The organism is Amycolatopsis thermalba (assembly GCF_023376025.1).
Classification (GTDB): domain Bacteria; phylum Actinomycetota; class Actinomycetes; order Mycobacteriales; family Pseudonocardiaceae; genus Amycolatopsis_E; species Amycolatopsis_E thermalba.
The window spans coordinates 5183144-5208248 of sequence record NZ_CP091196.1 but is presented as its reverse complement, the minus strand read 5'-3'; the positions used below and the strand labels follow the sequence as shown (position 1 = coordinate 5208248).

The window sequence follows — 25105 nt, the reverse complement described above, 5'->3', positions numbered from 1 at the left end:
ACGCCACCCTGGTCGCGGCGGCCAAGATGTACGCCTCGACCGACCGCCGGGCGGCCGCGGCCCTCGACCGCACCTACCCGGACGCGCTGTCCGAGCGGATCGACGCCGACGACGTCGCCGCGCCCGAGACCGCGGCCACCTTCACCGACTTCGACGACGCCTCCCGCGACCCCCGCCATCCGGAACTGGAGTACACCGGGCCGGGCAACCCGTCCGAGGACGCCTACGGCGGCTGGAACATCGAGCTGCAGAAGATCTCGGACAAGATCTTCGGCGCGGCCTCGGTCAGCGGCTCCGTGCGGGGACTGCTGGCCAAGCTGATCGGCGTCGACCTGCTGACCGTCGTGCAGAAACTGGTCGCCGGCGACTGGGACGCGCTGCTGCGGCAGGGCATGGTGTTCGAGGACACCGGCCTCGCGTTCGGCAAGATCAAGCAGAACATCGACCGCGGCCGCTACGGCATCCAGGAACTGTGGACCGGGCACGCCGGGGAAGCCGCCCGCGCCTGGCTGACCGACTACTCCTACGCCTGCGCCGCGCACGCCCGGTTCTGCACCGAGGCGAGCTGGAAGATCAAGAACTTCGCCCGCGCGGCCTACGACGCCATGCTCGCGCTCGACATCGCGCTGGAAGCGTTGCTCGACTCCGGCCTCGGCGCCGTGCTGAAAATCGGCAGCCGCGCCAAGGCCGTCCTGATGGGAATCATCGGCCTCGCCGACGGCGAGTCCATCCGGCAGGCGATCGCGGGGATCATGACCGACGCGACGGCCCTGGGCACCGCCGTCGACGCGCTCAACGCCCTGGCCCACACCGTCCAGTCGATCGCCGAGATGGTGGCGGGCAACGGCGAGATCGCCGCGCAGGCGTGGCCCGGTGAGCCGTACCGTCACCCGGGGGTGCGATGAACGGCCACCTCTCGCCGTGGCGCACCGAGCAGGGCCGCGCCGCGCTGCGGAACTGGATGACACTGCTCGCCCGGGGCGAGGGGGACATCGCCGACTTCGCCCGCGACGTGGTGGCCGGCCGCGCGCAGCCGCAGGACCTGCTGTACTCCGCCTACCTCGACGAGCGGACGGTCGCCTCCCTGCACCAGGCCGTGGACGACTGGCACGCCCTGCCCGCCGACCAGCAGCAGGCGGCCATCACCGCGGCCGGGGAGACCACGGAAGCGCAGATCGCCGCCCTGGCCGCCGCGGAGGTCACCGAGCCGGCCCGCCGGACCGCCCCTCCCGCCGACGACCGCGACGACCCCGGCGACGGCATCGGGCCGATCCTGCGGCGCTGGTAGCCGCTCCGGCCATCACCGCCGCCGGGGCCCCGACAGCGCAGGCCACCGCCCTGGCCGCCGCGGCGGTCACCGAACCGCCGCCAGCCCGCGGCGTCGCTCCCCACCCCGCCGACGACCTCGACGACCCCGGCGACGGCATCGGGCCGATCCTGCGGCGCTGGTAGCCGCTCCGGCCATCACCGCGGCCGGGGGCCGCGACAGCGCAGGCCACCGCCCTGGCCGCCGCCGCGGCGGTCACCGAGCCGCCGCGGGCCTGCGGCGGCTCCGGCTTGCGCCACCACCAATGTGTGTTACCTTGGGTAACAGTAAACCGAGGTAACAGGCAGTCGTGTCAGGGAGGGTGCCATGACCAGCGTCGGTGCGCACGAGCAGGCGGACACCGCGCAGCCTGACCGCCAGTCGGTCGCGCAGCGGTTGCTCGACTCGTCCGAGACGTTGTCCTACGACCCCGTCAAGGAGGTCGACTGGGACACCCCGCTGGACACGAGCTACCACGGCGCGAGCCCGGAGTGGTGCACCCTGTACGGGACCGCGTACTGGAACGAGATGACCCCGGAGCAGCAGCGCGAGCTGACCCGGCAGGAGGCCGCGTCCGTCGCCAGCACCGGCATCTGGTTCGAGATGATCCTGCAGCAGATGGTGCTGCGCGACTTCTACGCCAAGGACCCGACCGACCCGGCGTTCCAGTGGGCGCTCACCGAGATCGCCGACGAGTGCCGCCACTCGATCATGTTCGCCCGCGGCGCCGCGAAGCTGCGCGCCCCGGCCTACCGCCCGCGCCGCCTGGCCGTCGAGCTGGGCCGGTTCTTCAAGACCACCGCCAGGGGCGAGGCGGCCTACGCGGCGATCCTGGTCGCCGAAGAGGTCCTCGACGTCATGCAGCGCGACTGGATGCGCGACGAGCGCGTGGTGCCGTTCGTGCGCACCATCAACAACATCCACGTGGTCGAGGAGTCGCGGCACATGAAGTTCGCCCGCGAGGAGACGCGCGAGCGGCTCAAGGGCGCGGGCCCGCTGCGCCGCCAGTACAACGCGCTGGTCGTGTCGATCGCCGCGTACTTCATCGTCAGCAGCATGTGGAACCCCAAGGTGTACGCCAACGCCGGGCTGGACACCCAGCGCGCGCTGCGCGAGGCGAAGGCCAACGAGCACCACAAGTCGATGCTGCGGTCCAGCTGCGCCGGCCTGATGGAGTTCCTGGACTCCGCCGGCCTGCTGACCAAGGCCGCGGCGGTCTTCTACAAGCGCGCGAACCTCCTCTAGCCATGGCCTTCGCGATCACCCAGACCTGCTGCAACGACGCGTCGTGCGTGGCGGTGTGCCCGGTCAACTGCATCCACCCGACGCCGGACGAGCCGGACTTCGGGACCACCGAGATGCTCTACATCGACCCGCGCAGCTGCATCGACTGCGGCGCGTGCGCCGACGCCTGCCCGGTCGACGCGATCTTCCCGGTGGACGCCCTGACCGCCGCGATGCGGCCCTACGCCGGGATCAACGCGGACTTCTACGCCGGCCGGGAGCCGGCGGCGGCCGATCCCGCGCCGAACTTCCACGCGTGGGGCCCGCCGGTGTTCCACCGCGCCATCCCGAGCGACTTCCCGGCGCTGGAGGTCGCGGTGGTCGGCACCGGGCCGGCCGGCATGTACGCGGTCGAGGACCTGTTGCTGCACACCGGTTCCCGGGTCACGCTGATCGACCGGCTGCCGGTCGCGGGCGGGCTGGTGCGGTACGGGGTCGCGCCCGATCACCCGTCCACCAAGAAGATCGGCGAGACCTTCGCGCGGTACCACCACCACCCGCGGCTGCGGATGCGGCTGGGTGTCGAGGTCGGCCGGGACGTCACGGTGGACGAGCTGGCGCGGCGCTACGACGCGGTGATCTACGCGGTCGGCGCGTCCTCGGCGCGGCGGCTGGGGATCGCGGGCGAGGACCTGACCGGCAGCGTCGCGGCGACGACCGTGGTGGCCTGGTACAACGGCCACCCGGACGTGCCCGCGGACGCGATCGACCTGTCCGCGGAACGGCTCGTCGTGGTCGGGACGGGCAACGTCGCGCTGGACGTGGCGCGGATCCTGACCACCGATCCGCGTTCGCTGGAGGGCACGTCGATCGCGCCGGCCGCGCTGGAGCGGCTGAAGTCCAGCCGCGTGCGCGAGGTCGTGCTGCTGGGCCGCCGTGGCCCGGAGGCGGCCGCGTACACCACGCCCGAACTGCTGGCGCTCACCCAGCACGAGGACATCGACCTGGTGGTCGACGCGCACGACCCACGCATCACCGAGGCGATCGACACCGAGCCGCGGGCCGCGCTGCTGCGGGACTGCAAGCAGGAGACCATCGACTGGTCGGCGCCGCCGCAGCCCGGCAAGCGACGCATCGTGCTGCGGTTCCACTCCGCGCCGCGGGAGATCGTGGGTGCGGACCGCGTGCGGGGAATCCGGGTGACCGGCGAGGTGGAGATCCCGGCGGGCGGCGTGGTGCGCGCGGTCGGCTACCGCGGCACGCCGCTGCCCGGGCTCCCGTTCGACGAGGACAGCGGCACGATCCCGAACGACGGCGGACGCGTGCGGCCGGGGACGTACGTGGTCGGCTGGATCAAGCGCGGGCCGTCGGGTGGGATCGGGGCCAACAGGGCGTGCGCGGAAGAGACGGTGGGCCGCCTGCTCGAGGACGCCATCGCCGGACGGTTGCGGACGCCACGCCGCAAGCCTGGCCTGGTGGCACGCCTGGCGCGCCGATCCTGACTGGTTTCGGTTCGGTGGTTGCCCGGGGGCGGGTTGCTGCTGGTGATTCGTTTCGGTCGGTGGTTGGCTGCGTGCCGGGTCGCCGCTGGTGATTCATTTCGGTCGGTGGTTGGCCGCCGTGCTGCTGGTGCCCGGCTGGGCCGGCGGCCACCCGCCGTGCCGCTGCTCGTGGCCGGTTCCGGCCAGCCGCCACCCGTCGCGCCACTCCGCCGCCTACCTTCGGGCTTCCGGCCAAGGGGAGGTAGTGGTGCGAACGAAACCGTACGGCACCAGCCGCGTGTCGACCGTCTTCGCCGTGGTGTTCGGGTTTCTCACGGGGTTTCTGTGCCTGCTGCGGTTCGCCGCCGCGGTCGCGCTCGTCCCGGTGGTGGACAACACGGCGGCCGTGGTGCTGCTGGGGCTCCTGTACGGCGCGGGCATGGCCTTCTCGCTCGCCGGCGCCGGGTTGCTGCTCGCCCGCAGCCCGGCGTCGATCACCTGCCTCACCCTGGGGTGCGTGATCACGTTCGTCATCGTGCTCACCGAACTGGCGTTGCGCGCCTTGCCGCGCCACACGAGCCTGCCGGACGACCCCTACCTCGGCTGGATGTTCCTGTTCGCCCTCATGGCGCTCGTCCAGACGCGCCGCACGGACACCAAGTTCCGCGTCAGGCCTTCACCAGCCGCTTCCGGACGAGGTCCAGCACCGAGCGGCCACCGGTGAAACACCAGATCGCGATCACCGGATCACAGATCGCGCACCCGTAGGACGAGTGCTCGGCGAACGGGACGATCGGCTCGCCGCGCAGGTGGTGCACCACGTCCCACGCGGTGTGCATCAGCCAGCCGATGCCGATGAAGGTCCACGACTCCAGCCCGCGATAGGCCACGTAGGTGGCGGCCGCGGTGAACACGAACTCCCAGATCCCGAGCCCGCCCCCGCTGAGGTAGGCGGCACCGGCGCCGCCGACCATGAGCGCGTTGAACCGGCGGCGGTGCGCCTCCGGGACGAAGGAGTTGACCAGGACGTAAGCGGCGCCGATGAGCAGCGCGACAACGATCATCACGAACCCGAAACTAGGCGCCCCCGCCCCCGGTCAGTAGTGGCTGGAGTGCCACGTTCCGACGGATTCTCGCCAGTGCCTCAGACGAGCTCGGCCAGCAGCTCGCGCACGCGGCGGTCGATCTCGTCGCGGATGGGGCGGATCTGCTCGGCGGCCAGGCCCGCCGGGTCGTCCAGCTGCCAGTCCAGGTACCGCTTGCCGGGGAACACCGGGCACGCGTCGCCGCAGCCCATGGTGATCACCACGTCCGCCGCCCGCACCGCATCCGTCGTCAGCGGCTTCGGGAACTCCTTCGACAGGTCCAGGCCCAGCTCCGCCATCACCTCCACGACGGCCGGGTTCACCGAGTCCGCGGGCGCGGAACCGGCGGAGCGGACCAGGACCCGGCCCTGGGCGTGGTGGTCCAGCAGGGCCGCGGCCATCTGGGAGCGGCCGGCGTTGTGCACGCAGACGAACAGCACTTCGGGGGTCACGATGGCTCCTTCTCGAACCGGCGGCGCAGCGCCAGGGACACGTACACGAGCCCGACCAGGACGGGCACCTCGATGAGCGGTCCGACGACCCCGGCGAGCGCCTGCCCGCTGGTGGCGCCGAAGGTGGCGATGGCGACCGCGATCGCGAGCTCGAAGTTGTTGCCCGCGGCGGTGAACGCCAGCGTCGTGGTGCGCGCGTAGGACAGCCCGGCCGCCCGGCCCAGCGCGTACGACCCGGCCCACATCAGTCCGAAGTAGACCAGCAGCGGCAGCGCGATCCGCGCCACGTCCCACGGCCTGCTCGTGATCTGGTTGCCCTGCAAGGCGAACAGGACCACGATCGTGAACAACAGCCCGTACAGCGCGACCGGGCCGACGCGCGGCAGGAACCGCGTCTCGTACCAGTCCCGCCCGCGGACCCGCTCACCGATCCGGCGGGAGGCGTACCCGGCCACCAGCGGGATGCCGAGGAAGATCAGCACGCTCTTCGCGATCTCCCAGCCGGACACCGCGAGGCTCGTGGCCTCCAGGCCCAGCCAGGCGGGCAGCACGGACAGGTAGAACCAGCCCAGCACGCCGAACATGACCACCTGGAACACCGAGTTGAGCGCGACCAGCACCGCCGCCGCCTCCCGGTCGCCGCACGCCAGGTCGTTCCAGATGATCACCATGGCGATGCACCGCGCGAGGCCGACGATGATCAGGCCGGTGCGGTACTCGGGCAGGTCCGGCAGCATCAGCCAGGCCAGCGCGAACATCAGCGCGGGCCCGAGAACCCAGTTCAGCAGCAGCGACGGCAGCAGCAGCCGCCGGTCGCGGGTGACCGAGTCCAGCCGGTCGTAGCGGACCTTCGCCAGAACCGGGTACATCATCACCAGCAGGCCGAGGGCGATCGGCAGCGAGATCCCGTCGACGGCGACCGCGTTCAGGCCGCTCTCCAGGCCGGGCACCCAGCGCCCGGCCAGCAGGCCGAGCACCATCGCGGCGGCGATCCACACCGGCAGGAAGCGGTCCAGAGTGGACAGACGGGCGGCGACGGCGGTGGTGGTCATGCGATCGCCCCGGCGGGGGTGAGGACGGCGGACAGGCGGGCCAGCGTCTCCGGCTGGACGCGGTAGTAGATCCAGGTGCCGCGGCGCTCGCCGGTGATCAGGCCGGACTCGCGCAGCACCTTGAGGTGGTGCGAGATCGTCGGCCCGGTCAGCTCGAACGCGCCGGTCAGGTCGCACACGCACGCCTCGCCACCGTCGTGGGAGGCGATCAGCGACAACAGTCGCAGCCGCACCGGGTCGCCGACCGCCTTGAACACCCGGGCCAGCTCCACGGCCTGCGGCGCCGACAGCGGCTCCCGCACCAGCGGCGAGCAGCACTCGTCCTGATTCGACATGGCTCTATCTAAACACACATCTAATTCGATGGGCGTCGAGGTAGGCGGGAGACGCGGCCGGGACCCGCCCGCCCCGAGCGCGAGCGGGCCGGCGCCGGCGGGCTCGGGATGTCGGCGGCGGCCGATTCCGCCTGGCCGCCGCCGATGACGATCACCCCCGTCAGGGCAGGCCGTGCCGCACGAATGCACGTTCGGGCCGACCAGCGGCGCGCTCGGCGCCCGCAGCGCCGGGTCGAAGTCCAGGCGCAGCTCGGACAGACAGGCCGGGCTCTGTCGCGCCCGTGGTCGACCACCGGGTCCCACCCGCGGCGCGTCACCCCGGTCACCTCCGCCCCGAACCGCACCCGCTCGCCCAGCGCGGCGGCCGGCGGCTCCAGTCCCCGCGCCGGCAGTTCCGTTCGCCTGCCTGGCCGAACCGACCGGGTGCGGCCGGACGTGCGGCGGGTCAGCCGAGGCGTTCGGTGAGGCGGATGTGCACCGTGTCGCCGGCGTCCTTGCCGATCGCGCGGCGCACGTCGGCCTTGACGGGCAGCTTGTGCGTGCCGTCGCCGAGGGCCATGAACGAGCTGCGGAACGGGTGGCCGTCGATGGTGCCGCGGATCTTCACCAGGCCGCGGGTGCCGAAGTACTCGGCGGAGCCGGGCATCACGACGTAGGTCCAGCCGCCCTCGGCCGGGCTCTTCACCAGGGTCGCGTCGAATTCCTTGTCCAGTGCCGCCATGTCGTCCTCCTCGGGTGCGCTGCCATTGTCACCCGGAACGTCGACGCCGCCGCCCGCGTTTCGACATCGGAACCCGATCGCCGTCGGGCGACGTTGTCAGAGCGGGGTGATGACGATGGACCCGTACGCCGTGCTGGGCGTCCCCCGGGAGGCGACGCCGGCCGAGATCACCGCCGCGTACCGGCGCCTGGTGCGCGCGCTGCACCCCGACGCGCCCGAGCCGGATCCCGGGCGGCTGGCCGAGGTGCTGGCGGCTTACCGGGAGCTGCGGGACAGTCCGCGCCCCGCGGAGCCCCCGCGCCCGGAGCCCCGGGCCGTCCGCCGCCCGGCCCGGCGGTGGGAGCCGGACATCCGCGCCGGCCCCGTGCGCCGTGAACGCTAGTACGCCGTGAACGCTAGTACGCCGCGAACGCTAGTACGCCGCGAGCCCTGGTGCGCGGCGAGCGCTGGGCGGTGCCGGGTGCTGCCCCCAGCACCCGGCACCCGGTGCGGTCAGCTCCCGCTGATCCGCGACCACGCGCCGACGAGCGTCGGCGGGCGGAAGATCGCCCCGTTGCGCACCTGCTCCTCGAAGAACCGCTGCCCCAGCGTCTCGATGCCGACCTCCTCCGCCGTCGCCAGGCCGGTGCGCGTCAGCACGGGCAGCAGCGTCCGGATGACGCCCTCCGCCATCCGGCCGCCGGTCGGGTCGCCCGGCGCGCGGTAGGCCTGCAGCCCCAGCACCGTCGCCCCCGCCAGGCCGGCGTCGGCGAACACCGAGTCCAGCCGCGCGCCCAGGTACGGGTCCAGCCCGGACCGCCGGAACGCCTCGGTGATCCAGTGGGTGATCCGCTCGCTCAGCGGCGTGGCCGGCAACAGCCCGGCGACGCTCATCTCGTACTCCATCGACACCACCACCCCGCCGGGCCGCACGTACCCGGCGAACTTGCGCAGCACCGCCGCCGGATCCGGGGTGTAGAGCAGCACCAGCCGCCCGACCACCGCGTCCACCTGCCCGGTCAGCCGCATCTCGCGCACGTCGTCGTGCACGAACGAGACGTTGCGCAGCCCCTGCGCCTCGCACCGGCTCGCCGCCCAGCGCAGTGCCTTCACCGACTGGTCGATCCCGACGACGGACCCGGACGGCCCGACCATCCGGGACAGCTCGAAGGCGACGTCGCCGGCGCCGGTGCCCAGGTCCAGCACCCGCATGCCGGGCTCGATGCCGGCCAGCCCCAGGATCGCGCGCGTCGCGGGCGCCAGCGCGGCGGCCTGCTCCTCCAGGCGGCGCAGCTCGTCGGGCTCGCTGCCGAGCAGGTACGGGGTCTCGGTGGTGGTCATGGTGTCCTCCCTGCCGGATGTGTCCGGTTCAGGGTGACCCGCGAGGGGGTCTGGTGGCTTGGCGGAATCGTGGGGATGATGTGGAGATTCGGTGGCGAGGTGGCCCTGATGTACGAGTTCGAGGACTGCGTGGTCGACCCGCAGCGGTTCGAGCTGCGCCGCCGCGGCGAGCCGGTCCACGTCGAGCCGCAGGTGTTCGCCCTGCTGACGCACCTGATCCGGCACCGCGACCGCGTCGTCGGCAAGACCGAGCTGCTCGACTCGGTGTGGGGCTACCGGCACGTCAGCGAGTCCGCGCTCACCAGCCGCGTCAAGGCGCTGCGCCGCGCGATCGGGGACAGCGGGGAACGGCAGCGGATCGTGGCGACCGTGCACGGCGTCGGGTACCGCTTCGTCGCCGACGTCCGCGAGAACGGCGCCGCCCCGCTCCGCGTCCGCGCCCCGCAGCAGATCCGCTACTGCCGCTCACCCGACGGCGTGCGCGTCGCGTACGCGCTGTCCGGGTGCGGGCCGCCGCTGGTCAAGGCGGCGAACTGGCTGACCCACCTGGACCTGGAGTGGGCGAGCCCGATCTGGGCGCACTGGCTGGACGGCCTGGCCCGGCGGCACACCCTGGTGCGCTACGACGAGCGCGGCTGCGGCCTGTCCGACTGGGACATCGGCGAGTTCCGGTTCGACGACTGGGTCGACGACCTGGAGCTGGTGGTCGACGGGCTGGGGCTGGAGCGGTTCCCGCTGCTCGGCATCTCGCAGGGCGGCGCGGTCGCGATCGCCTACGCCGTGCGGCACCCCGAGCGCGTGTCCCGGCTCGTGCTCGCCGGCGCCTACAGCCGCGGCCGGTTCGCGCGCGCCACCACCCCGGAGGAGAAGGAGGAGGCCGAACTCGACCTCGTCCTGGGCCGGATCGGCTGGCGCCACGACGATCCGACCTTCCGCCAGGTGTTCGCCGGCCAGTTCCTGCCGGACGCCACCCGCGAGCTGTGGGACGCCTTCAACGACCTGCAGCGCGCCACCACCTCCAACGACAACGTGGTGCGTTTCCTGAACGTCTTCGCCCACATCGACGTCTCCGCCATCGCGCCGTCCGTGCGCTGCCCGACGCTGATCCTGCACTCCCGCGGCGATCTGCGCGTGCCGAAGGCGCAGGCGCAGGAACTGGCCGCGCTCATCCCGGACAGCAGGCTGTGTTTCCTGGACAGCCGCAACCACGTCCTCACCGAGCAAGAACCGGCGTGGCCGGAATTCCTCGCCGAGCTGGACTCCTTCCTCGGCAGCTGACCGCCGGGCGTCCCCGGCGACCGCTAGTATTCGGGTCATCGGTGTTGATCTCCCTGGGGAAAGCAGGCTGTGATGGCGAAGTCCCGGTTCGAGCAGTTCCCGATGGAAGGCGTCGACCTGGACCACCCGAACGTGGCCCGGGTGTACGACTACTACCTCGGCGGCAAGGCCAACTACGCGGTCGACCGCGTGTTCGCGGAAAAGGCGCTGGAGCGCTTCCCGTTCGTGCGCCCGGCCGCGAAGTCCAACCGGCTGTTCCTGCACCGGGCCGTGCGGTACCTGGTCAAGCAGGGCGTGCGGCAGTTCATCGACGTCGGCTCGGGCGTGCCCACGATGGGCAGCACGCACCAGGTCGCCGACGAGCTGGACACCACCACTCGCGTGGTCTACATCGACAACGAGCCGGTGGCGGTCGCGCACTCGCAGATGCTGCTGGAGAAGGAGGGCGACCTCGACCGGCACGCGGTGATCCAGGCCGACCTGCGCGACCCGGACCTGCTGTGGAACAAGGTCGCCGACTCCGGCGTCATCGACTTCGCGCAGCCGGTCGCGCTGTTGCTGATCGCGGTCCTGCACGTCACCCAGCCCGGCCCGGACGGCACGGACATCGGCCCGGCCGCGGTGGCGCGCTACCGGGAACTGCTCGCCCCCGGTTCGTACCTGGTGCTCTCGCACGGCACGGCCGACGGCGTGCCGGAGAGCCGGGCCCGGGAGATGGCCGAGTTCGGCAAGATGTACGACGCCACGGCGACGCCGGTGATCTGGCGCCCGCGCGGTGAGATCGAGGCGCTGTTCGGCGACCTGGAGATGGTGGAGCCCGGCGCGACCTGGACGCCGCTGTGGCACCCGGAGGAGAACGGCGCCAACGCCCCGGAGATCGAGTTCGACTCGCCCAACGACTCCGTGGTGTGGGCCGGGGTGGCGCGCAAGGCCTGACGGTCAGGCCCCCGGCAGGGTGCGCCGCCGGGTCACCGCGATCCCGGCCGCGATCACCAGGGCCGCGCTGACCAGCAGGAACGCCGGCCCGCCGCCGTAGCGGTCGCCGACCGGGCCGGCCATCGCCGAGCCCGCGGCGCTGCCGACCTGGCCCAGCGTGGTCAGCCAGCCGTACAGCTCACCGCTGCGATCGTCGGCGGTGGCGGCGACCAGCTGGTCGTGCACCGCGAGCCACGGCGCCAGCGCCAGCCCGAACACGGCGATCACCACGGCCATCGCCGCGATCGTGCCGGGTAGTGCCAGCGGCAGCGACGTCAGCGCGAGCGCGCCGAGCAGCAGGGTGTAGCTGGTGCGCTGGGCGGCCCGGGGCGGGCGCACCGCCAGCGCGAGTCCGCCGGCCAGGCTGCCCGCCGACCACACCGCGACGAGCAGCCCCGACTGCCCGGCCGCGCCCGCGTGCTCGGCGAACGCCGGCACCAGCACCCACATCGCGCCCATGCAGACCCAGTAGGCGAGGTAGGCCGCGCCGAGCGTGTGCACCGCGGGATCGTTCAGCAGACGGCCCCGCCGCGGCCGCGACCGCGGGAAGGCGGGCACCAGCGCGACACCGACGGCCAGGCCCGCGGCGCCGGTCAGCGTCGTGGCGACCAGCGCCGCCGCCGGTCCGGCCAGCGCCGCCCAGCCGCTCACCCACAGCGGGCCACCGATGTAGACCGTCTCCAGCGCGACCGAGTTGACCGCGTAGGCCCTGGTCAGATGCGATTTCGCGAGGCGGGGGAGCATGGCGCGCACGCTCGCTGACACCGGCGGGGTGACCAGTCCCGAGGCCGCCGCGAGGCCGGTGAACAGGGCCGGCCCGTGCGCGGCCGCGAGCGCCAGCTGGGCGGCGGTGAACACCGTGCCGGACAGCACGAGGACCCGGCGGTCGCCCGAGGACGGCAGCGTGCGGGCCCACAGGGGAGCGGCGATCGCGGTGCCGACGGCGGCCGCCGCTCCGGCCAGCCCCGCGGCGGCGAAACTGCCGGTGGCCTCGACCCCGGTGAGCGTGACGAGCAGCGGCCGCATCGCGATGGGCAGCTGGGCGAGGTTCAGGCAGCCGATCAGGACCAGAGCCCGTATATTCATAACTTATGAATGAGCCGGAAGCGCGGAGCGCAAACCTGCTCGGCGCGATGTCGTTGCTGGTGGCCGGCGCGGTCCGGGACGCGGTCACCGAGGCCGTCGGCGCCGGTGGCGCGCTGGGGGAGGCGCTGATCGCGATCAAGGACCAGCCGGGGCGGACGGCGGACTGGCTCGCCGGGGTGCTGCGCATCTCCCAGCCCGGGACGGCCCACCTGGTGCGGCGGCTGACCGAGCAGGGCTGGATCACGCGCGACAGCGAGGGCCGCCGCCGCCCGCTGAGGCTGACGGCCGAGGGCGAACGCCGGGCGGCGTCCGCGCTGGCCGCCCGGCGGGCGGCGCTGGACCGCCTGGTGGGGCGGTTGTCGGGGGAGCAGCGGGCGCAGCTGGCCGCGGTGGCGGAGGCGGTGCTGGGCCCGGAGGCGCGCAGTGAGCAGGTGCTGGCGGAGTTGTGCCGGTTGTGTGACCGGTCGGTGTGTGCGGAGTGCCCGGTGCACGCGGGGTTGTGCGAGCGCTCGTGAACTCCCCGGGCGGCTGAGATCGGCGGCGGTGCTGAGCGCGGACCGGCGGGCGGCCGGTCCGCGCTCGGGTCAGCGGCGGTCCAGCACGGCGCTGAGGAACCGCTTCGTGCGTTCCTCCCGCGGCTCGTGGAAGATGACCGACGGTGGGCCGGCTTCCACGACCGCCCCCGAGTCGAACATCAGCACCCGGTCGGAGATGTCCTCCGCGAAGCGCATCTCGTGGGTCACCAGCAGCATCGTCATCGACTGCGAGTGCGCCAGCTCGCGGATCACCCCCAGCACCTCGCCGACCAGCTCGGGGTCCAGCGCCGAGGTCACCTCGTCGAACAGCATCACCCGGGGCCGCATCGCCAGCGCCCGCGCGATCGCGACCCGCTGCTGCTGCCCACCCGACAGCTGCCCCGGTTTCTTGTCCACGTGCTGCTCCAGCCCGACCATCCCGAGCAGCTCCCGGGCGTGCGCGTCGGCCTCCTCGCGTCCCTGCCCGAGCACGTGGACCGGCGCTTCCGTCACGTTGCGCAGCACGGTCATGTGCGGGAACAGGTTGAAGTGCTGGAACACCATCCCGATCCGGCGGCGCACCAGCTTCATCCGGCCGGTGTCGAAACCGCCCGCGTCCCACAGGGTTTCGCCGTCGACCTCGATGCGCCCGGCGTCGGGTTGCTCCAGTGTCATCAGCAGGCGCAGGATCGTCGTCTTGCCCGACCCGCTGGGCCCGATGATCGACACCTTCTCCCCGGCCCCCACCTCCAGGTCGAGTCCGGTCAGGACCTCGTGGCTGCCGAAGGACTTGCGCACGCCACGGAAGGCGATCATCGGGTCAGCGGGGCTGGGCAAGGCGGAGCTCCAATCGTCGGATCAGCTTGGCGGCGGGGTAGCTCACGAGCAGGAACAGCAGCCCCACCAGCGTGTACGGCTCGAGGTAGCGGTAGCTGCCGGAGCCGATCGCGGTCGCGTGCCCGAGCAGTTCCAGCACCGTGATGGCGGACAGGATCGCCGAGTCCTTGAACATCTGCATCAGGTAGTTGCCCAGCGCGGGCACCACGGCCCGCACCGCCTGCGGCAGGACCACGGCCTGCCACCGGCGCCGCCACGGCAGGCTCAGCGCGGTCGCCGCCTCCCACTGTCCGCTCGGGACGCTTTCGATGCCGGCCCGGTAGACCTCGGCGGTGTAGGCGCTGTAGTTGAGGCCGATGACGATGATCCCGGTGACCATCGCGGAGAACGTGATCCCGTACAGCGGCAGCACGTAGAACGCGAAGTACGCCTGCACCAGCAGCGGAGTGCCGCGCACGAACTCCACGTAGAACCACAGGATCTGGCGCAGCACGGGAATCCGCAGGTGCCGCAGGACCGCCACCACCAGGCCGACGACGAGCGCGATCACGATCCCGGCGAGCGTCACCTGCACCGTCACCCACAGCCCGCGCAACAGCTCGGGCAGGATGCCGAAGGCGAAGTTCCAGTCCCAGACCATCACTGCACCACCCCGCCGGCGGCCTTGCGCACCAGGGTCGTGCGGTCCGGCGCGATCCGGTCCGGCGCCACCCGCTTCTCCAGCCATCCGCGGCCCAGGGACAGCAGGTAGGACACCACGAAGTACATCACCAGGATCGTGCCGAACACCGCGGTCGTCGCGCCGGTGCTGGTGCGGACCATCTGCGCGCGGAACGTCAGGTCCGCCACCGTCACCAGCGACACCAGCGAGGTGTTCTTGAGCAGGTCGATCAACACGTTGCCGAACGACGGCAGCATCACCGGGATCGCTTGCGGCAGCAGGACGCGCCGCATCTTCAGCGACGGGCTCATGCTCAGCGCGGCGGCCGCTTCGTGCTGCCCGCGCGGCAGCGAGTTGATCGACCCGCGCACGATCTCCGCGGCGTAGGCGCCCTCGTTGAGGCCCAGCGCGAGCACACCGGCCGCGAACGGGGTGAGCTGGATGCCGAAGAACGGCAGCGCGAAGAACAGCCAGAACAACTGGACCAGCATGGACGTGCCGCGGAACACCTCGACGAAGATCCCGGCGGGCCAGCGCAGCAGCCGTCGCGGCGACAGCCGGGCCAGCCCGGCCGTGAACGCGACGACGAGCGCGAGCGCCATGCCGCAGACGGTCAGCGCCAGCGTGATGAGCAGGCCGTCGAGCAGCAGGGGGAGGTAGGGAGCGATGGCGGACATCGCGCTCAGCCGCTCACCGCGCAGAGCTGGTCGCGGGTGACCCCGCGGACGTCGTCCGCGGAGAAGCCCCACTTGGCCAGCGTGCCGGCGTATTCCGGGGTTTGCTTGAACGCGGCGAGCTGCTCGTCGTAGGCCTGCTGGAAAGCGGTGTCGTTCTTGCGGAAACCCGCGCCGGCGCCGGTCTGCTGGACGTCCTTGATCGCGGCGGTGATCTCGATGCCTGCGGTCTTCAGCGAGTTCAGCGACAGCGTGGGCAGGAAGAACGCGTCGGCGCGGCCGGCCAGGACCGCCTCCACGCCGCTGCGGCCGTCGGGGACGCTGACGATCTGGCCCGCCGGCACCTTTTCGGTCTTGAGCACGCCGTCCTCGAACCCGCCGGGCAGCACGGCGACGCGCACGGCCGGGTCGGCCTTGACGTCGGCGATCCCGGCGAGCTTGCGCGGGTTGCCCGCGGGCACCGCGAACGATTCGGTGGAGACGATGTCCGGCTCGGAGTAGAGGATCTCCGCGCAGCGCGACTGTTTCATGAACAACCCGGCCGCGATGATGTCCCAGCGGTTGGCGTTGAGGCCCGGGATCATCGACTCGTACGGCGTCACGACGCCCTGGATGCTGCCGATTCCCATCCGCTTCAGCACGGCCGACACGACGTCGGGCTCGACGCCGGTGACCGAGCCGTCGGCGTTCACCTTGGTGTAGGGCGGTTCGTTGGCGATCGCGACGCGCGCGTACCCCTGGCTCCGGACCTGGTCCAATGTGGAGTTCGGCTGCCCGGTGCCGGGCTGCGTGAAGCTGCAGCCGGCGAGGAAGCCGGTGAGCGGCGCCGCCACGACGGTGGCGCCCGCGCCACGCAGCAGGTTTCGGCGGGAGATTCCGGTAGGGCGCATCGAAGTGCCTTCCTCGGGAGCTCGAGTCACCCGACCGGGCGACGTGATCGCGATCAAGCTAGGTGCGCGCTCGTAGGATTGTCAATGCGGAGATTGTTGACAATAAGTAAACCCGCAGCCGACCGCGAAAGCCGCCGCCGTGCGGCGGTGAGGATCGCCCGTTCGGCCTCGCCCAGGTGGAGACTGCCGCCGCCCAGCGGACTCCGCCGGGGCCGCGCAGTCCGGGTGCGCCGGGAACCGCACCGGCGCGACGAAAAGCGGCTCCCCGAACCGCCGATCGTGTCAGACTTCGCCGGAGAACCACTGGGGGTTTCCGTCACCCTGGGCGCGCGCGCCGTGGATGTTGCTGCGCCGGCCCGCCATCGCGGTGGCCGTGGCCGCGGCCGCGTTCCTCGTCGCGCTCCCCGCGGCCGCCGCCGCGCTGTTCCTGTCCGCCGCGGGCAATGCCAGTCTGCAGAGCCAGGTCGCCGACGCCTGCCCGGCCTACACCGGCGCACACGTGAGCGCGGGGCTGCGGTTCGACGACCCCGCACCGGCCGGCGCGGTGCTGCTCGACGCGCGTGAGCGGGCGCTGACCAGCGGAGGCGCCCAGGTGCCGCGGCTGTCCGCCCCGGTGACCACGCTGGTGCAGCAGGCGGCGCTGGGCGGCGGCACCGTGAACCTGGTCGCCCGCACCGGGTTCGACGGGCACGTGCAGGTCCTCGGCGGCGGCCGCGGTCCCGGCGTGTGGCTGCCCGACGGCTTCGCGGCGGACAGGGGCATCCGCGTCGGCGACCGCGTCCCCGTCACGCTCGCCGGCCGCACCGTGACGATGCCCGTCGCGGCGGTCTACCGGGACCTGCGGTCTGCTCCCGACCAGCCGTACTGGTGCAGCCTCACCGACCTCTACCGGGGCCGGCCGCTGTCGGAAGCCCCGGTCTACCCGCTCGCGCTCGTGCCGCGGGAGGAGTTCCTCGCCGCGGCCGACGGCAGTGGCCTGCGCGCCGCGACGGTGATCGAGCTGCCGCTCGACGCGACCGGACTGACCACCGCGAACGCCGTGCCCGTCCTGGACGACCTGGCCCGCCTGCGCGACGACACCAACCAGGCCGGCGACCACTACCCCGACGGCGTCCAGTTCACCTCGGCCCTGCCCGGCATGACCGACCGGGCGACCCTCGTGGTCGACGCGCTCACCGGCACCGTCGTGCCCCTCGCCGCGGCCGCCGCGCTCGCCGGGCTCGTCGTGGCCGGGGCCGCGGGCGGGTTCTGGGTGGACCGGCGCCGGGCGGAGCTGACCGTGTTGTCCGCGCGTGGCGTCGGCCCGGCCGCGCTCGCCGGGAAGGCCGTGCTGGAGGTCGCGCTCGTCGTCGCCGCCGGGATGGCCGGCGGCTGGTTCGCGGCGCGAGCCCTGGTCGGCTCGGTGGGGCCGGGCGATGCGTTCACACCGGCCGCCCTCCGGGGCTCGGTCTGGGCGGCCACCGGCGCGTTCCTGGTGACCCTCGGCGCGGTCGCGCTGGTCGCGTGGCGGCGGACGGCGCGCCTGTTCGACGTGCCGCCGGTGCGGGCGCGCCGCGCGCGGTGGGTGCCGTGGGAACTCGTGCCGCTCGCCGCGGCCGTGGTGAGCTGGTTCGTGCTCGGCGACGACGTCCAGACCGGGGCGAGCGGGGCGGTCGGCACGGTGGCGCGCGTGCCGCCCCGGCTGGTGGTGGCGCCGATCCTGCTGGTGATCGCACTGGCGGTGGCCGCGGCGCGCGCGTTGCTGGGGGCTGGCCCGCGCCCGGGCCTGCGGCGGCCCGGGGCGCCCCGGCTGGTTCCTGGCCACCCGGCGGGTGCTGGCCGGCCCGGTCGCGGCGGCGGTGCTGGCCGGGGCGACGGCGGTGCCGGTCGCACTGGCGGTGTACGGCGCGTCGGTGACCGGCTCGGTGGACCGCACCCTGCACGCCGAGGGGCAGCTGATCGTCGGCACGGACGTGGTGTTCTCGCTGGAGTCCCGCGTGCCGGTGCCGCCCGGACTGGCGGACCGGGCGAGTCTGGTGTCCGCCTACGGCAACGCCCGCGTCGGCGGCAGCACGGTCGAGGTGCTCGGCGTGGACCCGGCGACGTTCGGCCGCGCCGCGTTCTGGGATCCCGCGCTGCCCGGGCCGTCGCTGGACGACCTGCTCGGGCGTCTGGCGCGCGGGGAGCCGATCGCGGCGCTGGCCGGGCTGAACCGCGCCGATGGCACGTCCACTGTGGACATCGGCGGGCGGGGTGTGCCGCTGACGGTGGTGGCGGTGCCGCAGCTGCCGGGCAAGAAGTCCGGCAACCCGCTGCTCCTCGTGCGGCAGGACGTCCTGGACGGGCTCGGCCTGGTGACCCGGCCGCAGTTGTGGGTGCGCGGCGATCCGGACGAGATCCGGCCGCAGGTGTCCGGGCTGCCGGTGCGCACCTACGCCGAGGCGTCGACCGTGACCGCGGCCGGGGTGTACTCGCCGATCACCTACACGTTCGGGTTCCTCGCGGCGGTGTCGCTGTTGTGCGGGGCGATCATCGTGGTCGGGTTGCTGCTCTACCTGACGGCGAAGGCCCGGGCGCGGCGCAGCGCGTACGTGCTGCTGCGCCGGATGTCGGTGACCCCGGCCGACCACTGGCGGGCGTTGTGCTTCGAGGTGGGCGGGCTGTTGCTGGCCGGGTTCGTCACGGGGCTGGTGCTCGCCGCGGTGGCGGTCGGTCTCACCGCGCGCGCCTACGACGTCAACCCCGCGACCCTGCCCGGCACGCTGCTGAGCCCGCCGTGGGGCCTGGTCGCCGGGCTGGCGGCCGCGGCGGCCGTCACCACCGCGCTCGCGGCGGGCGCGGCACAACGCGCGGTCTCCCGCGCCTGTCCGGCGGAGGTGCTGCGTGACTCGCGATGACCCGGCGCTGTGGTGCGAGGGTGTGGCCTACGACTACCCCACGCGGGGCGAGACCGTGCACGCCCTGTCCGGGGTGGCGCTGACGGTGCCGCGCGGGGCGATCACGGCGGTGGTCGGGCCGTCCGGCTCGGGCAAGTCGACGCTGCTGAAGATCCTGGCGTGCCTGGAGCGGCCGGAGGACGGTCGCGTGTGGATAGCCGGGACCGAGGTCACCGCGCTGTCCGCCCGCGCGCGGCGGGCGGTGCGCCGCACGCGGGTGGGGTACGTGTTCCAGGACCCTGCGGACAACCTGCTCGACTACCTCACCGTCGCCGAGCACCTCGCGCTGGCGGCGCGGCTGCGCGGCCGGGACACCGGCGCCGAGCTGGTCGAGGTGCTGGGGCTGGGCCACCGCACCGGGCACGTGCCGCGGCGGTTGTCCGGCGGTGAGCAGCAGCGGGTCGCGCTGGCGTTCGCCGCGACCGGGGAACCGGCGGTGGTGATCGCCGACGAGCCGGCCGCGCAGCTGGACCGCGACTCCGCCGGCCGGGTGGCCGAGGCGCTGCGGCGGCTGGCCGACCGCGGGCAGGCGATCCTGCTCGCCACGCACGATCCGGAGGTGAGCCGGGTGGCGGACCGGGTGGTGGAGCTGGTGGACGGCCGGATGGGGGAGGGCTGATGCTGAGTCTGCGCGGGGTGCGCAAGAGCTACGGCGGGACACCGGCGCTGCGGCCGGTCGACCTCGACCTGGTGGCGGGGGAGCTGGTCGTGCTGACCGGGCCGTCCGGATCGGGCAAGAGCACACTGCTGATGATCGCCGGCGGGTGGGAGACCCCGGACGGCGGCGAGATCGTGCCGCGCCCGCCGCTGCCGGAGGTGCCGGTGGACCGGATGTCCTGGCGGGACCTGGGTTTCGTGCCGCAGTCCATCAGCCTGTTCGAGGAGCTGACCCTGGCCGACAACCTGGCGCTCGCCCGCGGTGGCCCCGGCGGCGCGGAGCTGCTGGAGGCGCTGGAGCTGGGACACCTCGCCGCGCGACGCCCGGGCGAGGTGTCGCGCGGCGAGCAGCAGCGGGCGGCGGTGGCCAGGGCACTGGTCGCCGCGCCGTCACTGGTGATCGCCGACGAACCCACCTCCCACCAGGACCACCGCCGTGCCCGGCTGGTGCTCGACCTGCTGCGGGCGGCCGCCGTCCGGGGCGCGGCGGTGCTGATCGCCAGTCACGACGCGGCCGTGGTGTCCCGCGCGGACCGGGAAATCCGGCTCGACGCTCCCGCGGTCGCACCCGGATGAGCCGAGCACCTCAGCGACCACGGTCCAGAGAGGACGGACGGTATCAGCGGCGCCGGAAAATCCTGCGCCGGGTGCGAGCCGGGGTCGTGAATCGATTTCCGTTGTGTAACGGGGGAAAACCGGGGAACAAGCACATCCGTGCGCGTCTTGCTGAACGCCGGACCCTGGCTGTCCGTTCCGCCGGCCGGATACGGCGGGATCGAAAACGTCGTGGCCACTTTGGTCCCGGCGTTGCGGGATCGTGGCGTCCAGGTCGTGCTGGCCACGGTCGGGACGAGCACGATCGCGGCCGACGAGGTGGTGTTCCGCCATCCGGTGCCGCAGTTCCCGTTGCTGCAACTGCCCTACAACCGCGTCATGGGCTGCGTGATGGCGCACATGGACCACGTGGTGCGGGAACTGGCCCGGCGCGAGGACGTGGACCTGGTGCACGACCACGTCGAGGCGGTCGGGCCGGTGGTGCTGGCCGCGCTCGGCTCCGCCGCGCCGCCCGCGCTGCACACCCTGCACTGGGACCTGGGCAAGCACCCGGCGCTGTACGAGAACTTCGACGGCCGCGGCCGCGTGCGGGTCAACGGCGTGTCGGCCGACCAGCTGTACCGGGCTCCGGCGGCGCTGCGCGCGGCGAGCCTCGGGCACGTGCACCTCGCGACACCGCTCGCCGGCCGGCGGGCCGGCGTGGACAAGGGCCGGTACGCGATCGTGCTCGGCCGGATCACGCCCGGCAAGGGCCAGGACGTCGCGGCGCGGCTGGCCCACGCGGCGGGGCAGGAGCTGGTGCTCGCCGGGCCGGTGGGCCCCTACGACCGGCCGGCGGCGCTGGCGCGGGCGCTGCGGGACGACCCCGACGCGCTGCGCAACCCCGACGTGCAGTACTGGCAGGAGCGGGTGCGGCCGTGGGTGGACGGGCGGTGCGTGCGGTGGGTCGGCTCGGTGGGCCCGGCGAAGCGGGACGCGCTGCTCGCCGGCGCGCTGGTGAGCCTGTGCCCGCTGCAGTGGGACGAGCCGGGCGGGACCGCGGTGGTCGAGTCGCTGGCGCTGGGCACCCCGGTGGCCGGCTACCGGCGCGGCTGCCTGCCCGAACTGGTGGACGACGGCGGGACCGGGCTGCTGGTGGCCCCCGGCGACGAGGACGGACTCGTGACCGCCTGGCGCAACGCGCGACGGCTGGACCCGCGGACGTGCCGCCGGGTGGCCGCGGAGCGCTTCTCCCCGTCCCGCATGGCCGACGACTACGTGTCCCTGTACGAGAAGGTGTGCACCGGGCAGGACTCGTTCGCCTGACTAGCCGAACGTGAACACCGCCTGCAGCACGTGCCTGCGCCGCCGCGCGAGGGCCATCAGCAGCTCGGGCGCTTCCTCCACCGGCACCACGTCGGTCACCACGTGCGCCAGGATCCCGGGCCCCTCGGCGCGCAGCAGGTCGATCGTCCGCGCCGACAGGCGCTCGCGGTCCCACGTGTGCGCCAGCCCCCGCGGCACGCGGCCGATCTGCGCGCACCGGATCGCCAGCCCGTTGTGGTGGAACTCCTCGCCGAGCCGCACCGCGTCCGCGCCGTCCTGGTAGAACGCCAGGTCGATCACCGTCCCCTGCGGTCGGGCCGCGCGCAGCGCCATCGCCAGGCTGGACGGCTGCCCCCGGCACTGGAACACCACGTCCGCGCCGCGGTCGCCCGGCCCGTGCCGCCACCGCGTCTTCAGCAGCACCGCCGGATCCACCGCCCCCGGATCGAGCGCCTCGATCCCGAACCGCTCCACGACGGCGCGCCGCTGCGGAGTCGGCTCCACCACGACGACCTCCTCGGCCCCGTGCCGCCGCGCGAACAACGCGGTCAGCAGCCCGACCACCCCCGCCCCGGTCACCACCACGCGCCGCTCGCGCACCCCGTCCGCCAGCGACCGCACGTCCGTGCCGTGCAGGTCGGCAGCCGCGTGCAGCAGCCCGTTCGCGCAGATCGGGCCCATGTGCGCGACGTAGATGCCGAGCAGCGGGTCCAGGTCGGCAGGCAGCCGCACCATCCGCTCCGACCGCGGGTCGGCGCGGTAGCCGTCGCGGTGCCCGTAGGTCATGGCCAGCAGCTCGCCCTCGGCGAACGCCGGATCGCGGCTCGCGGTCACCCGCGCGACCTGCATGTACCCCCACCGGCGCACCGGGTAGCCCCGCTCCGGCCCGCGCGCGTCGAACAGGCCCAGCTCGGCGTCCCAGCCCGCGTGCAGGCTCGGGTGCGTGCCCTTGACGAAGCTCAGGTCCGTGCCCGCGGACAGTCCACTGTAGAGGGTGCGGACCTCGACGTCGCCGTCCGGCGCGGGTTCGCGGACCAGGCTCACCCGGCCCGGCCCGGTCACCACGAGCACCCGGTCCTCACCCATCGAGCCGCACCGGAATCCCGCGGGTGGCCGAGCGCGCGATCGCGTGGGCCAGCCGGTGGGTGCGCACCGCCTCCGCGTAGGAGGTCCGGACCCCCGCGGTGCGGCCCAGCACCGCGTCGACGAAGTCCCGGTCCGCCGCGCGTTTGGCGTCGTCCGGATCGACCCGCTGCACCTGCGCGCCGTCGCCGTCGCGGACCTCCAGGACGTCCTCGGCGACCGACAGGGCCAGCCCGTCGGCGAACACCTCCAGCCCGGCGCGGTGCTTCCACCCGAGCAGGCAGGTCGCCACGAGCGTCCCGACCCCGCCGTCGGCGAATCGCAGCGTCGCGACGGTGGCGCCGTCCACGTCGGCGTCCGGCGCGCTCGGCGGCGCCCCGTCGGCGACCGCGTGCACCTCGGTGACCTCGCCGGCCAGCAGACGCGCCAGGTCCAGCACGTGGATCGCCTGCTCGATCACCTGCCCGCCGGAGCTGTCCCGCCGCACCCACCACGGCACCGGCGGCACCCGGTCCAGCCACGCGCCGATCGCGAGCCGCACCGGGCGACCGTCCAGCACCTCCCGCGCGCGCTCCACCGCCGCCGAGTAGCGCCAGTGGTGCCCGACCGAAGCGAGGACGCCGGCCCGGTCCAGCGCGGCGGCGACCCGGTCCGCGACGCCGGTGTCCAGCGCGATCGGCTTCTCCACGAACATCGGGATCCCCGCCTCGGCGAGGGCTTCCTCGGCCGGGCCGTGCGCCATCGGCGGCACGCACACGTAGGCGGCGTCGATGCCGGAGTCGATCAGCTCCGGCACCCCGGGAACGGCCCGCGGGCCGAACGCCCGCGCCCGGTCCGGATCGAGGTCGGTGACGGCGACCAGCTCGACGTCGCCGAACCCGGCGAGCATGCGCGCGTGGCGGGCGGCCACCCCACCCGCGCCGACGAACCCGATCCGGCACCTCGTCACCATCGCTCCTCCACGCGGCCGGGTTCCCGCTGCCGAAGGAGTGAAACGGCGGTCAACGGGTGCGCCGGTTTCCGCTGTCCGGCAGCGGGTATCACGCTCGACTCGCGCGGAAGGGAACCCGAGATGACACGACAGCTCTCCCGGAGACTGGCCGACGGCCTCGGCGTCTTCAGCATCAGCCTCGGGACCGTGCAGCTCGCCGCGCCACCGTGGCGACCGCCGCGGTGGCCGCGGTGGCCGTCGCCGCCGTGATCACCAGCCGCAACGGCAACCGCGCCCCGGTCGAGGCCGCGGGGCGCATCACGTGAACCGGCCGGTCGCCGAGGTGTACGCGGCCTGGCGCGAGCTGGAGACCCTGCCGCGCGTCCTGAGCCACCTGGAGCCCGTGCGGCCACTGGGCGGATGTCGAGTGGGACGCGAGATCACCAGCGAGGAGGCCGGTGAGCACCTCGAATGGCGGTCGGTGGGCGACGCGGGTGCGCAACTCCGGCCGCGTCGAGTTCCGCCCCGCGCCCGCCGACTCCATCCCGACCGAGTCGATGCAGGCGTCCGGCCCGCGCCCGCGGTGATCTCGTCCAGCGCGTCCAGCACCGGCGTTTCGGCGTAGTCGATCACGTCGGTGGCACCGGCCCGCTCCCGCGCCATGTCCAGCCGGTAGCCGAACCGGCCGAACGCGAGCTCACCCCGTAGCGGGCGACCAGCCCAGCTCGGGGCCGAGTTTGGTCGCGATGTCGGTCAGGATCTGCACGTAGTCGGCGTGCTCGAAGGTGAACGGCAGCGCGAAGGCGACCTCGTCGACCTCCCGGTAGGCGGCGTGCGCGTGCAGCCGCTCGGCGATCTCGGCGGACGTGCCGACCAGGTCGGGTGCGAACATCAACCGCGCCGGGCCCTGCGGCGTGGTGGTGCGGGGCATGCGGTTCGCCGCGTACTCGGCGTACTTCGCGCGCTGCTCTGCGGTGGCCGAGTCGGTCGGGATGACCACCAGGCCCTGCGACACCCGCGCCCGGTCGCCGTCGGGGTGGTGGGCGCGGAACGCGCGGATGAGGGCGAGCTGGATCTCGGCGAAGTCCGCCGCCTCCTCGGCCTTGACCACGCTGCTGGTCAGGAAGTTCATCCCGTTCTCACCCGCCCAGCGCGCCGAGCCGAGGCTGCCGCCGCCGTACCAGAGGCGGCGGCCCAGCCCGGGGGAGTGCGGCTGGACGCGGTCGGAGTACACCTCGAAGCCCTCGGTGCCGCGGAACGTGGTGACCGGCTCGCCGCGGATCGCGTCGAGCAGGCGGCGGACGCGCTGGTGGCTGAAGTCCTCGGCGTCGGCGGTGCCTGGGTAGAGGGCGTCCTTGACGTGCTCCCAGTGCGTCGGCGGGCCGGCGGACAGGCCCGGGTTGAGGCGGCCGCCGGAGAGGACGTCGACGGTGGCGAGGTCCTCGGCGAGGCGGAGCGGGTTCTCCCAGCCCAGCGGGATCACCGCGGTGCCCAGCTCGATGCGGCGCGTGCGCTGCGAGGCGGCGGCGAGGACCGCGACCGGCGAGGAGATGCCGTACTGCAGGTGCCGGTGCCGCACCCACGCGCTGTCGAAACCGAGCTGCTCACCCAGCTCGATGATGCCGAGCGTGCTTTCGTGGCCCGCGCGCGGGTCGGCTTCGTCGAACAGGCCGATGGTGAGGAAACCCAGTTTCCGCAGCGGTCGTGACACACGTCCTCCCGGGGTCCGTGATCACGATTCTGGCAGGACTTCCCGGGAGGGCGTGC

The 25105-nt window shown here is 73.5% G+C and carries 30 protein-coding genes; 14 read left to right on the top strand and 16 right to left on the bottom strand.

The genetic code is table 11. The features are described from left to right. Nucleotides 1–26: 26 nt before the first annotated feature. From L1857_RS25305 to L1857_RS25285, 5 genes are all read left to right on the top strand, one after another. Nucleotides 27–905 carry a hypothetical protein gene (locus L1857_RS25305; RefSeq protein ID WP_116110361.1) on the top strand — a complete coding sequence of 293 codons (879 nt, stop codon included), beginning with the start codon at nt 27–29 and terminating at the stop codon, nt 903–905. Continuing rightward, nucleotides 902–1288, top strand: coding sequence for a hypothetical protein (locus tag L1857_RS25300; protein ID WP_116110362.1), 387 nt, complete (start codon nt 902–904; stop codon nt 1286–1288). The genes L1857_RS25305 and L1857_RS25300 overlap by 4 nt, the downstream gene beginning before the upstream one ends. A 345-nt stretch (nt 1289–1633) precedes the next feature. After that, the gene (locus L1857_RS25295; RefSeq protein ID WP_116110363.1) at nt 1634–2551 is read left to right on the top strand and encodes an AurF N-oxygenase family protein; all 918 of its coding nucleotides are present in this window, start codon (nt 1634–1636) and stop codon (nt 2549–2551) included. A 2-nt stretch (nt 2552–2553) separates the two neighbouring features. After that, complete coding sequence (locus L1857_RS25290; RefSeq protein WP_249466468.1) at nt 2554–4032, top strand: FAD-dependent oxidoreductase; 1479 nt, start codon at nt 2554–2556, stop codon at nt 4030–4032. Between the two features lie 247 nt (nt 4033–4279). Then, nucleotides 4280–4735: a hypothetical protein gene (locus L1857_RS25285; RefSeq protein WP_162831020.1), complete on the top strand. Its 456-nt coding sequence runs from the start codon at nt 4280–4282 to the stop codon at nt 4733–4735. Here the strand turns inward: L1857_RS25285 and L1857_RS25280 are convergent. The 5 genes from L1857_RS25280 to L1857_RS25260 form a co-directional block, all read right to left on the bottom strand. Next, nucleotides 4680–5075 carry a DUF6010 family protein gene (locus tag L1857_RS25280; protein ID WP_094008152.1) on the bottom strand — a complete coding sequence of 132 codons (396 nt, stop codon included), beginning with the start codon at nt 5073–5075 and terminating at the stop codon, nt 4680–4682. The two genes, L1857_RS25285 and L1857_RS25280, sit on opposite strands and share 56 nt — an antisense overlap. A gap of 80 nt (nt 5076–5155) precedes the next feature. Continuing rightward, a complete protein-coding gene (locus L1857_RS25275) occupies nt 5156–5551 on the bottom strand; it encodes an arsenate reductase ArsC (RefSeq protein WP_094008224.1) in 396 nt (131 codons plus the stop codon). After that, nucleotides 5545–6600, bottom strand: a complete 1056-nt coding sequence (gene arsB / locus L1857_RS25270) for an ACR3 family arsenite efflux transporter (RefSeq protein ID WP_249466464.1) — start codon at nt 6598–6600, stop codon at nt 5545–5547. The genes L1857_RS25275 and arsB overlap by 7 nt, the downstream gene beginning before the upstream one ends. Then, nucleotides 6597–6935 carry an ArsR/SmtB family transcription factor gene (locus tag L1857_RS25265; RefSeq protein WP_094008150.1) on the bottom strand — a complete coding sequence of 113 codons (339 nt, stop codon included), beginning with the start codon at nt 6933–6935 and terminating at the stop codon, nt 6597–6599. Before L1857_RS25265 ends, arsB begins: the two co-directional genes overlap by 4 nt. A gap of 445 nt (nt 6936–7380) precedes the next feature. Continuing rightward, on the bottom strand, nt 7381–7656 hold the full coding sequence (locus tag L1857_RS25260) for a DUF1905 domain-containing protein (RefSeq protein WP_094008148.1): 276 nt from the start codon (nt 7654–7656) through the stop codon (nt 7381–7383). Nucleotides 7657–7771: 115 nt separating this feature from the next. Between L1857_RS25260 and L1857_RS35450 the strand changes: the two genes are divergently transcribed. Beyond that, nucleotides 7772–8038 (top strand): J domain-containing protein, encoded by a 267-nt coding sequence (locus L1857_RS35450; RefSeq protein WP_275895892.1) that lies wholly within the window; start codon nt 7772–7774, stop codon nt 8036–8038. A gap of 110 nt (nt 8039–8148) precedes the next feature. On the opposite strand, the gene L1857_RS25250 is transcribed toward L1857_RS35450, so the two are convergent. Continuing rightward, nucleotides 8149–8976, bottom strand: coding sequence for a class I SAM-dependent methyltransferase (locus L1857_RS25250; protein WP_094008146.1), 828 nt, complete (start codon nt 8974–8976; stop codon nt 8149–8151). Between the two features lie 108 nt (nt 8977–9084). Between L1857_RS25250 and L1857_RS25245 the strand changes: the two genes are divergently transcribed. Continuing rightward, a complete protein-coding gene (locus tag L1857_RS25245) occupies nt 9085–10254 on the top strand; it encodes an alpha/beta hydrolase (RefSeq protein ID WP_240323143.1) in 1170 nt (389 codons plus the stop codon). Nucleotides 10255–10326: 72 nt separating this feature from the next. Next, nucleotides 10327–11190 (top strand): SAM-dependent methyltransferase, encoded by an 864-nt coding sequence (locus L1857_RS25240; RefSeq protein ID WP_094008145.1) that lies wholly within the window; start codon nt 10327–10329, stop codon nt 11188–11190. Between the two features lie 3 nt (nt 11191–11193). Here the strand turns inward: L1857_RS25240 and L1857_RS25235 are convergent, their stop codons facing one another. Next, nucleotides 11194–12315 (bottom strand): MFS transporter, encoded by a 1122-nt coding sequence (locus L1857_RS25235; RefSeq protein WP_094008144.1) that lies wholly within the window; start codon nt 12313–12315, stop codon nt 11194–11196. A gap of 5 nt (nt 12316–12320) precedes the next feature. Here L1857_RS25235 and L1857_RS25230 point away from each other — a divergent pair, with 5 nt between their 5' ends. Further along, nucleotides 12321–12830 (top strand): MarR family winged helix-turn-helix transcriptional regulator, encoded by a 510-nt coding sequence (locus L1857_RS25230; RefSeq protein ID WP_249466461.1) that lies wholly within the window; start codon nt 12321–12323, stop codon nt 12828–12830. 69 nt (nt 12831–12899) lie between these two features. On the opposite strand, the gene ehuA is transcribed toward L1857_RS25230, so the two are convergent. The 6 genes from ehuA to L1857_RS25200 all read right to left on the bottom strand — a co-directional run bounded on the left by ehuA (nt 12900) and on the right by L1857_RS25200 (nt 17551). Continuing rightward, entirely contained in the window at nt 12900–13646 is a 747-nt protein-coding gene (gene ehuA / locus L1857_RS25225) for an ectoine/hydroxyectoine ABC transporter ATP-binding protein EhuA (RefSeq protein WP_094008142.1), read from the bottom strand. Nucleotides 13647–13650: 4 nt separating this feature from the next. Then, on the bottom strand, nt 13651–14307 hold the full coding sequence (ehuD, locus tag L1857_RS25220) for an ectoine/hydroxyectoine ABC transporter permease subunit EhuD (RefSeq protein ID WP_094008141.1): 657 nt from the start codon (nt 14305–14307) through the stop codon (nt 13651–13653). Next, on the bottom strand, nt 14307–15005 hold the full coding sequence (gene ehuC / locus L1857_RS25215) for an ectoine/hydroxyectoine ABC transporter permease subunit EhuC (protein ID WP_094008140.1): 699 nt from the start codon (nt 15003–15005) through the stop codon (nt 14307–14309). Before ehuC ends, ehuD begins: the two co-directional genes overlap by 1 nt. Before the next feature lie 5 nt (nt 15006–15010). Beyond that, complete coding sequence (gene ehuB, locus L1857_RS25210) at nt 15011–15892, bottom strand: ectoine/hydroxyectoine ABC transporter substrate-binding protein EhuB (protein ID WP_116110370.1); 882 nt, start codon at nt 15890–15892, stop codon at nt 15011–15013. A gap of 316 nt (nt 15893–16208) precedes the next feature. Continuing rightward, the gene (locus tag L1857_RS25205) at nt 16209–16991 is read right to left on the bottom strand and encodes a hypothetical protein (protein ID WP_116102206.1); all 783 of its coding nucleotides are present in this window, start codon (nt 16989–16991) and stop codon (nt 16209–16211) included. Continuing rightward, complete coding sequence (locus L1857_RS25200) at nt 16991–17551, bottom strand: hypothetical protein (RefSeq protein ID WP_162831612.1); 561 nt, start codon at nt 17549–17551, stop codon at nt 16991–16993. The genes L1857_RS25205 and L1857_RS25200 overlap by 1 nt, the downstream gene beginning before the upstream one ends. Before the next feature lie 152 nt (nt 17552–17703). Between L1857_RS25200 and L1857_RS25195 the strand changes: the two genes are divergently transcribed. From L1857_RS25195 to L1857_RS25180, 4 genes are all read left to right on the top strand, one after another. Then, nucleotides 17704–18768, top strand: a complete 1065-nt coding sequence (locus L1857_RS25195) for a hypothetical protein (RefSeq protein ID WP_116102200.1) — start codon at nt 17704–17706, stop codon at nt 18766–18768. Continuing rightward, nucleotides 18755–19426, top strand: coding sequence for an ABC transporter ATP-binding protein (locus L1857_RS25190; RefSeq protein WP_116110373.1), 672 nt, complete (start codon nt 18755–18757; stop codon nt 19424–19426). Before L1857_RS25195 ends, L1857_RS25190 begins: the two co-directional genes overlap by 14 nt. Then, nucleotides 19426–20040, top strand: coding sequence for an ATP-binding cassette domain-containing protein (locus L1857_RS25185; protein ID WP_094008137.1), 615 nt, complete (start codon nt 19426–19428; stop codon nt 20038–20040). Before L1857_RS25190 ends, L1857_RS25185 begins: the two co-directional genes overlap by 1 nt. Before the next feature lie 138 nt (nt 20041–20178). Next, nucleotides 20179–21324 (top strand): glycosyltransferase, encoded by a 1146-nt coding sequence (locus L1857_RS25180; RefSeq protein WP_167481591.1) that lies wholly within the window; start codon nt 20179–20181, stop codon nt 21322–21324. Here L1857_RS25180 and L1857_RS25175 read toward each other — a convergent pair whose 3' ends face one another. Together L1857_RS25175 and L1857_RS25170 are read right to left on the bottom strand one after the other, a co-directional pair. Then, a complete protein-coding gene (locus tag L1857_RS25175) occupies nt 21325–22410 on the bottom strand; it encodes a zinc-dependent alcohol dehydrogenase (RefSeq protein ID WP_116110374.1) in 1086 nt (361 codons plus the stop codon). After that, nucleotides 22403–23359, bottom strand: a complete 957-nt coding sequence (locus L1857_RS25170) for a Gfo/Idh/MocA family protein (protein WP_249466458.1) — start codon at nt 23357–23359, stop codon at nt 22403–22405. Before L1857_RS25170 ends, L1857_RS25175 begins: the two co-directional genes overlap by 8 nt. Before the next feature lie 437 nt (nt 23360–23796). Here L1857_RS25170 and L1857_RS35445 point away from each other — a divergent pair, with 437 nt between their 5' ends. Beyond that, nucleotides 23797–23925, top strand: coding sequence for a hypothetical protein (locus L1857_RS35445; protein WP_275895893.1), 129 nt, complete (start codon nt 23797–23799; stop codon nt 23923–23925). 110 nt (nt 23926–24035) lie between these two features. Here the strand turns inward: L1857_RS35445 and L1857_RS25165 are convergent, their stop codons facing one another. After that, on the bottom strand, nt 24036–25049 hold the full coding sequence (locus L1857_RS25165) for an LLM class flavin-dependent oxidoreductase (RefSeq protein WP_094008503.1): 1014 nt from the start codon (nt 25047–25049) through the stop codon (nt 24036–24038). Nucleotides 25050–25105 lie beyond the last annotated feature (56 nt).

What these genes read in the sequence shown, in the direction of transcription:
- L1857_RS25305 (WP_116110361.1), top strand. Translation starts at nt 27, where the DNA reads ATGTACGCCTCGACCGACCGCCGGGCGGCCGCGGCCCTCGACCGCACC.
- L1857_RS25300 (WP_116110362.1), top strand. Translation starts at nt 902, where the DNA reads ATGAACGGCCACCTCTCGCCGTGGCGCACCGAGCAGGGCCGCGCCGCG.
- L1857_RS25295 (WP_116110363.1), top strand. Translation starts at nt 1,634, where the DNA reads ATGACCAGCGTCGGTGCGCACGAGCAGGCGGACACCGCGCAGCCTGAC.
- L1857_RS25290 (WP_249466468.1), top strand. Translation starts at nt 2,554, where the DNA reads ATGGCCTTCGCGATCACCCAGACCTGCTGCAACGACGCGTCGTGCGTG.
- L1857_RS25280 (WP_094008152.1), bottom strand. Translation starts at nt 5,075, where the DNA reads ATGATCGTTGTCGCGCTGCTCATCGGCGCCGCTTACGTCCTGGTCAAC.
- arsB (WP_249466464.1), bottom strand. Translation starts at nt 6,600, where the DNA reads ATGACCACCACCGCCGTCGCCGCCCGTCTGTCCACTCTGGACCGCTTC.
- L1857_RS25265 (WP_094008150.1), bottom strand. Translation starts at nt 6,935, where the DNA reads ATGTCGAATCAGGACGAGTGCTGCTCGCCGCTGGTGCGGGAGCCGCTG.
- L1857_RS25260 (WP_094008148.1), bottom strand. Translation starts at nt 7,656, where the DNA reads ATGGCGGCACTGGACAAGGAATTCGACGCGACCCTGGTGAAGAGCCCG.
- L1857_RS35450 (WP_275895892.1), top strand. Translation starts at nt 7,772, where the DNA reads ATGGACCCGTACGCCGTGCTGGGCGTCCCCCGGGAGGCGACGCCGGCC.
- L1857_RS25250 (WP_094008146.1), bottom strand. Translation starts at nt 8,976, where the DNA reads ATGACCACCACCGAGACCCCGTACCTGCTCGGCAGCGAGCCCGACGAG.
- L1857_RS25245 (WP_240323143.1), top strand. Translation starts at nt 9,085, where the DNA reads ATGTACGAGTTCGAGGACTGCGTGGTCGACCCGCAGCGGTTCGAGCTG.
- L1857_RS25240 (WP_094008145.1), top strand. Translation starts at nt 10,327, where the DNA reads ATGGCGAAGTCCCGGTTCGAGCAGTTCCCGATGGAAGGCGTCGACCTG.
- L1857_RS25235 (WP_094008144.1), bottom strand. Translation starts at nt 12,315, where the DNA reads ATGAATATACGGGCTCTGGTCCTGATCGGCTGCCTGAACCTCGCCCAG.
- L1857_RS25230 (WP_249466461.1), top strand. Translation starts at nt 12,321, where the DNA reads ATGAATGAGCCGGAAGCGCGGAGCGCAAACCTGCTCGGCGCGATGTCG.
- ehuA (WP_094008142.1), bottom strand. Translation starts at nt 13,646, where the DNA reads ATGATCGCCTTCCGTGGCGTGCGCAAGTCCTTCGGCAGCCACGAGGTC.
- ehuD (WP_094008141.1), bottom strand. Translation starts at nt 14,307, where the DNA reads ATGGTCTGGGACTGGAACTTCGCCTTCGGCATCCTGCCCGAGCTGTTG.
- ehuC (WP_094008140.1), bottom strand. Translation starts at nt 15,005, where the DNA reads ATGTCCGCCATCGCTCCCTACCTCCCCCTGCTGCTCGACGGCCTGCTC.
- ehuB (WP_116110370.1), bottom strand. Translation starts at nt 15,892, where the DNA reads ATGCGCCCTACCGGAATCTCCCGCCGAAACCTGCTGCGTGGCGCGGGC.
- L1857_RS25185 (WP_094008137.1), top strand. Translation starts at nt 19,426, where the DNA reads ATGCTGAGTCTGCGCGGGGTGCGCAAGAGCTACGGCGGGACACCGGCG.
- L1857_RS25175 (WP_116110374.1), bottom strand. Translation starts at nt 22,410, where the DNA reads ATGGGTGAGGACCGGGTGCTCGTGGTGACCGGGCCGGGCCGGGTGAGC.
- L1857_RS25170 (WP_249466458.1), bottom strand. Translation starts at nt 23,359, where the DNA reads ATGGTGACGAGGTGCCGGATCGGGTTCGTCGGCGCGGGTGGGGTGGCC.